Genomic DNA, 240 nt, shown 5'->3' with positions numbered 1-240 from the left:
CAGGTGTTGCTGGTTGCGCATCAATAGCGACACTAGTAGAAAGAGAGATACAACCTTCGGCTGATTTAGCGGTAACAGAGTATGTTGCAGCAGCCACATTAGTAAATATTCCAGTAGTGTTAGTATAAGTTGAACCGTCAATGCTATACGTGATTCCAGTTCCCGTAGGAGCAGTCACCGTTATAGTTCCAGTAGCTACAGCACAAGTTGGTTGCAAAGTTGCAGAGGCAGTTGGTGCAG

At 45.4% G+C, this 240-nt stretch carries 1 pseudogene; it reads right to left on the bottom strand.

The window, feature by feature from the left end:
• Nucleotides 1-240: pseudogene (locus tag CXF59_RS00155) on the bottom strand (hypothetical protein); the annotation flags it as partial.

The organism is Flavobacterium sp. ALD4 (assembly GCF_002836475.1).
Lineage (GTDB): Bacteria > Bacteroidota > Bacteroidia > Flavobacteriales > Flavobacteriaceae > Flavobacterium.
The sequence above is the reverse complement of the archived record's forward strand: the minus strand, read 5'-3'. Positions and strand labels throughout refer to the sequence as shown.